This is a genomic window from Bacillus sp. JJ1609 (genome assembly GCF_036967045.1).
Classification (GTDB): Bacteria; Bacillota; Bacilli; order Bacillales; family Cytobacillaceae; genus Mesobacillus.
Genome location: NZ_JBALSS010000012.1, coordinates 116121 through 123015 on the forward strand (window position 1 = coordinate 116121; position 6895 = coordinate 123015).

Below are 6895 nucleotides of genomic sequence, written 5' to 3' on the forward strand. Positions count from 1 at the left end.
CATTCTGTAAATTGTATGAATTGAAAGCATGAATCTTTCGTAGAGATGAAAAATTTCACCATGCCAAGGAGGATTAGAACCTTTTTAAAGGCTCAATACGTAACCTTTGTTCATTGGATAAAATAATATTTCTATAAAAAACGCAAAAAAGACACCTTCAACAGGTGCCTTAGCTTAGTCAATTATTATTCTTTTTGTTCAATGAATATTTCAGTCTCGCCAGCAAAAGCTTTTACCGTTGCAACAGCCCCGATTGGTACAGTTGCGAACGGATGGACATGGCCAATATTCACGTTTGCAATGACAGGTATGCCCTTAAGTTCTTCCTTGCTTGTGATAATCTTTCTTAAAGCTTCCTCAGTGATATTAGAATTATTTTGGAAACGTCCGATTAACAAGGCTTTAATTGAACAAGCATCAGGGAGATGCAGCAATGATTGAAGATCTCTGTCAAAGCTTCTAGAATGACTTTCTTCGTCTTCCTCGATAAATAGGATGCTGTCCTTAAGGGAAGGCATGAATTCTGTCCCCTGAAGCAGGTTCATTGTGCAAAGGTTGCCGCCGATTATCTTCCCTTCGGCTTCTCCCTCCTGTAAGATTGAATACCCACTTTGTTCGTGGAAGACCCGATTTTCCTGGTCAAGATACCATGCATCGTCAGACCAAGATGCTGAAGGATTTATTTCATATGGAGCGTCGTTTGTGACAGCATCCAAAAATGATTCTAAGGTGTATTCAAACCCATGCTTTACGCCAAAGCTGGAAAGGTGGGGACCCGAATAAGTTACAAGGCCTGCTTTGTGATAGATTGCCAGCTGTAAAGCGGTAATATCACTGAATCCGCAAAAGACCTTTGGGTTAGCAGCGATCAGACGGTAATCCATATACTTTAAAAGCTGGTTGGAATTGTAGCCACCAATCGCGGTTAAAATACCTTTTACATTTGGATCCGCAAATGCTTCATGCAAATCCTCAATTCTTTCAGATATCGAGGAACTGAAAAATTCATCATGCGCATCTGCATTTTTCCCAAAAGTCACTTTGAATCCTAAGTTTGTTAACCGTTCTACTGCAAGATCAATTTGTGCTTCCTTTAATATAATCATGCTGGTTGATGGTGCAATAATCCTGATTTCATCCCCTGGTGCCAATTTGGGTGCAAACATTGTCTCCCCGCCTCTTCTCTATTTATATAGTTATTTTAACAAAGAAGAAGCAGAGTGTATGCAAGTTTAAACGAGTGCAGGTTCCGTTTTCTTGCCTGCTTTTGACTTTTCAATAATATCTGTAGCGATCCAAACGCCACATGCACTTGCCTGGGCTAGTCCCCTGGTGATTCCAGCTCCGTCACCGCCGACATACAGGCCATTTATTTCTGTCTCGAACCTGTCGTTCAGCTTTGGTCTGGCAGAATAGAATTTTGCTTCCACACCATAGAACAAAGTGTGTTCAGAGGCAAGACCAGGAGTGACTTGATTCAATGCTTCAGTCATTTCAATCAAGCTTTTAAGCGTATTATATGGAAGGACAAGGCCTAAATCTCCCGGAACAGCTTCCTTCATAGTCGGCTCTAAAAATCCCTCTTTGATTCTCTTTTCCGTGGATCTGCGTCCTTTTAATATGTCGCCATACTTCTGGACAATCAACCCGCCATTCGAAAGGCTGTTGGCTAAGCGTGAAATTTCGTGTGCAAACTCATTCGGCTTATCAAATGGTTCAGAGAATGTATGGGAAACGAGCAGCGCAAAATTAGTGTTCTGGCTTCCCAGTTTAGGGTCTTTATAGGCATGCCCATTAGCCAGCATGATTCCTGAATGGTTTTCTACTACCACATGGCCAGAAGGATTGCTGCAGAAAGTCCTGACCGTGGTCCCAACAGATGTATTAAAAATGAACTTGCCTTCATATAAATGCTCATTAATTTCTTCCATAACTACATTTGATGTTTCAACCCTAACGCCGATATCGACCTGATTGTTGATCATCTTTAAGCGTCTTTTTTTGAGTATCTGCGTCAGCCACTTTGATCCATCTCGACCTGGTGCTATAACGACCTTATCCGCATAGATTTTTTCTCCGCTCTTCAGTTCCACTCCCAAGACCTTGTGTCCGGCTGGAGTTTTTTCAGTAATAAGATCCTCAATTTCTGTCTTGAAAGCCATTTCGATTTTATCTTTTAAGTATTCAAATATATCCTTTAAGATTTCCAGATTTTGTTCAGTTCCAAGATGGCGCACTTGTGCCCTGAGGAGCTTCAATCCTGCCGCATAGCCCCTGCGTTCAATATCACGAACTTTGTCTGTCATCGGATCTGTTATGCTTTCGGTCGCCCCGTGTTTAAGATTGATTTGGTCAACATATTTAATTAGTTCAACAACTTTTGAATCAGGAAGATAATCTGTCATCCAGCCGCCAAACTCACTTGTAATATTGAATTTCCCATCAGAATAAGCTCCTGCTCCGCCAAATCCGTTCGTAATTGAACAAGCTGGCAAACAGCCTGCAAAATCCTTTTTTCCTGCCGGCGGCGGGCATTTTTCTATTTTCTTTTGTAAAATCGGGCAGTTTCTTTTATAAATATCGTGCCCTTTATCGATAAGCAGAACGTTCGCTCCAGGCATTTTTAATGTTAATTCATAGCATGTAAAAATTCCTGCTGGTCCTGCTCCAACGACGATTACATCATAGTTTGAATTCATTTAAGTATCCCCCGCCAAAATGTTTTTTTGCTTAACCCTTGGTAAATATAACAAAAATACGATATCGAGTCAACGTTAGTTACGAACTTTACAATAAATAAGTTTTCTAATGTTCGTGTTTTTTTAACTGACTATATATTCTTAAAACTAAAAAAAGACTGCCAGCAGCTGCGGCAGTCTCTCATACTCAAAATGATTCTATATAATCTTTGTCAGCGTTTTGCCGCATTACCAGATGTGGGTGCAGCAGGCACCGATGATGATTAACAAAATGAACAATACTACGATTAAAGCAAAACCGCAACCGCCACCATAACCGCAATGTGCTCCTCCTACTCCAGCATAAGGGTAACCTGGATGGCAGAAACTACCTTGGACGCCTTGAACCGGCAAAGGGGCATTATCATATCCGTACATTAAAACCACTCCTCGTTTGTTTTTGAATTGCTTTCCCTTTACGTTATGATATGGGTACTTGACCCGTTTGTGCATTTGCCTATTTTTTTAAATTTATGGATTGTTAAAATAATTAAATAAAACTCTTTTCTTTAGTAAGGAAATAAGGTAAATATGTGATATGCGATTGTTTTCGAAGGAGTTATCCCATCATGAATAATACAAAAATTAGAATCTTAAGTGTAATAATTCTGACCGTGGTTATCTATATAATGATTTTACAATCTGAACATTATTTATCAGAGGATCTGAACGTATATGAAAAGATTGAGGTAGGTGACCCGTTCAATTACTTAATTATTGGGGACAGCATTGGCAGGGGGGCTGGCGCGGAAAGAAAGGAATTGCGATGGTTCAATCAGCTTGAGGTACTAATAAATGATTATTCGGGCTCAAGAGCCATGCGCCATTTGGTGGTTCAAAGCGGTGCAACGGCATTCGAAGGACTTTACCAGCTGCAAAGCTCGCCAAAACTACAGAATATGGACCTGATTTTTATCGTTTTTGGTGAAAATGACCGAAAATTCATGGAGCCTGAGGAATTTACTTTTTTCTATGAGAAGCTTATAAGAAATGCAAAAGAGCTGAATAAAGACGCAGAGATTATTACTATTATCGAAAGTCCTTTGAAGCAAGAACCATTTGCGGACGCGATTAAGAGGATTTCTGTCCACTACGGGGCTAAATGCCTTGATATGAGAATTCCTTTTAAAGAATCTGGTATGCTTACGGAGCATCTCACTTCCGATATGGTCCACCCAAATGGGAATGGATATCGGCTGTATGCCAATTCTGTCTTTGAGTTAATTAAAGAGAATATCAGGAATGAAGCCGACATTGCGGTTTACCCAAAATCTTTAACAAAGAATGATTTCTTTTTTCTGGCTGAAAAAGCGGATATTGCAGTAAATAACGGCTTTATAGCTGATGTTGGAAGCTATGTCAGCAGGAAGCCTGGAGATTACCTCGAATATGAATTCGATGGTCCAATCCTCGGGGTAAATGTCATCCGAAGTGAAGTCGGCGGGATGATGAATGTCTATATAGACGGAGAATATGTCAGGACGCTTTCCACATGGTGGCCATTTGCCCGGGAACGGCACTTGTATATTGCAAGCGGTCTGGAAGATGGTCACCATTCAGTCAGATTCGAAGCAATTGAAGATGTTTCCACAAAAAACACTTCGCAGAATTCTTTGCTGCAAATTATTTCGATCATTGTAGCTAAAGAAAAAGAAAGTTAATAAGAAAGTTTGATATTGAAATATTCCCTGAAAAAGAGTATGTTACTTCCATACTTAAGAATGAGGAGCACCACATGAAAAGTTTATTGAAGAATTTTATCAATGGGATCCTGACTATCGTCCCAATCATTCTGGTTGTCTATGTAATATATAAAACCTTCATGTTTTTAGACAGCCTGCTTGGAAATGTGCTGAAGCCACATTTTCAAGATAGTTATATTCCGGGGATTGGCCTTCTGACCACATTGATTCTGATTACCATTTTGGGATGGCTATCCACCCGCTTCATTACCGGAAGCATTATTAAACTGATTGACAGACTGCTTGAGAAAATCCCTTTTGTCAAAACGGTGTATTCAGTCATAAAAGACACGGTACATTCTTTTCTGGGCGAAAAGAAGTCCTTCTCAAAGGTGGCATTGGTTACCGTTCCAGGAACAAATATGAAAAGCCTTGGTTTTATCACAACCGAAAACCTGGAATCCTTCTATGAACCCTTATCCAAGCATGTAGCTGTGTACATTCCGCAAACTTTCCAGGTAGCTGGTTTCACCTTCCTGATCCCTAAAAATGATATCGAAATTATTGATGTGAAGTCAGAAGATGCAATGAAGTTCATCCTTTCAGGCGGAATGACTTCAAAGAATACAGATAGCACAAAAAGTGAAAACAGCCGCTGAATGGTCAGCGGCTGTTTCCATTATATCCGTGGTTTTTTCGAACCGTTTAATTAAAAGTCACTTCCAGGATTGGAGTTGCTCCTCTTTCTACTTTGCCTTCGTTTAATACGTTTAAAGAGGCTGCTTGATCAGTGTTAGTGATGATAATTGGAGTTACAGTGCTTTTCGCCTTCTCACTGATTGTCGCCATGTCGAAGCTTACCAGCTTGTCTCCAGCCTTTACAGAATCACCTTGCTGTACATGGGTTTCAAAGCCTTCTCCCTTTAAAGAGACTGTTTCCAAACCAATGTGGATCAATATTTCCGCACCATTTTTAGCTCTGATGCCAACTGCATGCTTAGTCGGGAAAATCTGCATGATCTCTCCATCGACTGGTGATACTACAATCCCCTCTGATGGCTCAATCGCAAGGCCGTCCCCCATCATTTTTTCAGAGAATACTGGATCTGGTACAGAAGCGAGATTGACAGCATTGCCGCTAAGCGGTGCAAGAATCTGTATCGTTTTTACTGGTTCTTCTTTCTTTCCAAACAATTTCTTAAACATGAAATTCATCCTTCCATATTCCTATTTATCTTGATCGAGAAAGAGTTTTAGGTAGTCCTCATAGCCTTCTTCTGCTAATTTTTCCTTAGGGACAAACCTCAATGCCGCAGAATTGATGCAGTATCGAAGACCAGATTCACCTGGGCCGTCATCAAATACATGGCCGAGATGTGAATCAGCGGTTATGCTTCTCACTTCTGTCCGAACCATGAAATGGCTTAAGTCCTGCTTTTCAATGACTTCTTCCTCGTCGATTGGTTTTGTAAAACTCGGCCATCCGCAGCCGGCATCATATTTGTCGCGGGAACTGAATAATGGCTTTCCTGAGACAATGTCAACATAAAGTCCCTCTCTTAAATCATTCCAATATTCGTTTCTGAACGGTGGCTCCGTTCCGTTATTTTGGGTTACTTCATATTGCATCGGAGTCAGCCTTTGCTTTAACTCCTCCTGATTTTTCTTCATTATTCTCATTCCCCCCAGTGCCTCTGGATAAATGCTTCTCTCCCAGAACCTTTTTGATATGCATTGTATCTTTCAGGATTTTTTTTGTAAAATCCCTGGTGGTAGGTCTCAGCTGGATAAAAGCCCTTTGCTGGTATAATCTCCGTTACGATTGACTTTGAGAACCGGCCGCTTTCTGCCAGGTCCTTTTTCGATTCTTCAGCCTGAATCCGCTGCTCTTCACTATGATAAAAAATAGCCGTTTGATACGAACGCCCGCGATCGTAGAACTGGCCTCCTGCATCTGTAGGATCAATCTGCTGCCAAAACAGCTCAAGCAGCTTACTATAAGGATATACAGCTGGATCAAATGTGATCTGAACTGCTTCATAATGTCCAGTTGTATCTGTACAAACCTCTTCATATGTAGGATTTACTGTCGTGCCGCCAGTGTAGCCGGATACCACACTTATAATCCCTGGCTGCTGGTCAAATGGTTTAACCATACACCAAAAGCAGCCTCCTGCAAATGTGGCAAGCTCCTGATTATCCTTTTCCATAATAACACCTCTTCCTTTAGGGCTTCATTCGTACGAAAAAGCACTCTACTCAAATACTTATTCCCTATTGTATAACTTTTAAAGCAAAAAACACATTCAGAAGCTTTTTTCTAACACATCAAAAAACCTCTTCCGAAGAAGAGGTTACATCAAGTAGACAAACTCGATGAAAATCGTGGTTGTCTACAGGATGTTTTATTTAGTTTGGATGGTAAATAGGGCTGTTGATTTTCATTCCAGACGCTTCGCTTTCCGCGGGGCTGGC

General features: G+C 40.8%; 8 protein-coding genes. 2 read left to right on the forward strand and 6 right to left on the reverse strand.

The window, feature by feature from the left end; translation table 11 throughout:
- Positions 1-185 precede the first annotated feature (185 nt).
- The 3 genes from V7654_RS11495 to V7654_RS11505 all read right to left on the reverse strand — a co-directional run bounded on the left by V7654_RS11495 (position 186) and on the right by V7654_RS11505 (position 3092).
- Positions 186-1166, reverse strand: coding sequence for a S66 family peptidase (locus V7654_RS11495; protein ID WP_335430465.1), 981 nt, complete (start codon positions 1164-1166; stop codon positions 186-188).
- A 66-nt stretch (positions 1167-1232) separates the two neighbouring features.
- Positions 1233-2699 carry an NAD(P)/FAD-dependent oxidoreductase gene (locus tag V7654_RS11500; protein ID WP_335430466.1) on the reverse strand — a complete coding sequence of 489 codons (1467 nt, stop codon included), beginning with the start codon at positions 2697-2699 and terminating at the stop codon, positions 1233-1235.
- Between the two features lie 228 nt (positions 2700-2927).
- The gene (locus V7654_RS11505) at positions 2928-3092 is read right to left on the reverse strand and encodes a YjcZ family sporulation protein (protein ID WP_335430484.1); all 165 of its coding nucleotides are present in this window, start codon (positions 3090-3092) and stop codon (positions 2928-2930) included.
- A gap of 215 nt (positions 3093-3307) precedes the next feature.
- On the opposite strand from V7654_RS11505, the gene V7654_RS11510 reads away from it, so the two are divergent.
- Together V7654_RS11510 and V7654_RS11515 are read left to right on the forward strand one after the other, a co-directional pair.
- Positions 3308-4399, forward strand: a complete 1092-nt coding sequence (locus V7654_RS11510; protein ID WP_335430467.1) for a GDSL-type esterase/lipase family protein — start codon at positions 3308-3310, stop codon at positions 4397-4399.
- Positions 4400-4473: 74 nt separating this feature from the next.
- Positions 4474-5079, forward strand: coding sequence for a DUF502 domain-containing protein (locus V7654_RS11515; RefSeq protein WP_335430468.1), 606 nt, complete (start codon positions 4474-4476; stop codon positions 5077-5079).
- 46 nt (positions 5080-5125) lie between these two features.
- Here the strand turns inward: V7654_RS11515 and V7654_RS11520 are convergent, their stop codons facing one another.
- From V7654_RS11520 to msrA, 3 genes are read right to left on the reverse strand one after another with little or no spacing between them, the layout of a single operon-like run.
- On the reverse strand, positions 5126-5626 hold the full coding sequence (locus tag V7654_RS11520; protein ID WP_335430469.1) for a PTS sugar transporter subunit IIA: 501 nt from the start codon (positions 5624-5626) through the stop codon (positions 5126-5128).
- A 21-nt stretch (positions 5627-5647) separates the two neighbouring features.
- Positions 5648-6091, reverse strand: a complete 444-nt coding sequence (msrB, locus tag V7654_RS11525; RefSeq protein ID WP_335430470.1) for a peptide-methionine (R)-S-oxide reductase MsrB — start codon at positions 6089-6091, stop codon at positions 5648-5650.
- Positions 6092-6096: 5 nt separating this feature from the next.
- Positions 6097-6630, reverse strand: a complete 534-nt coding sequence (gene msrA / locus V7654_RS11530) for a peptide-methionine (S)-S-oxide reductase MsrA (RefSeq protein WP_335430471.1) — start codon at positions 6628-6630, stop codon at positions 6097-6099.
- Positions 6631-6895 lie beyond the last annotated feature (265 nt).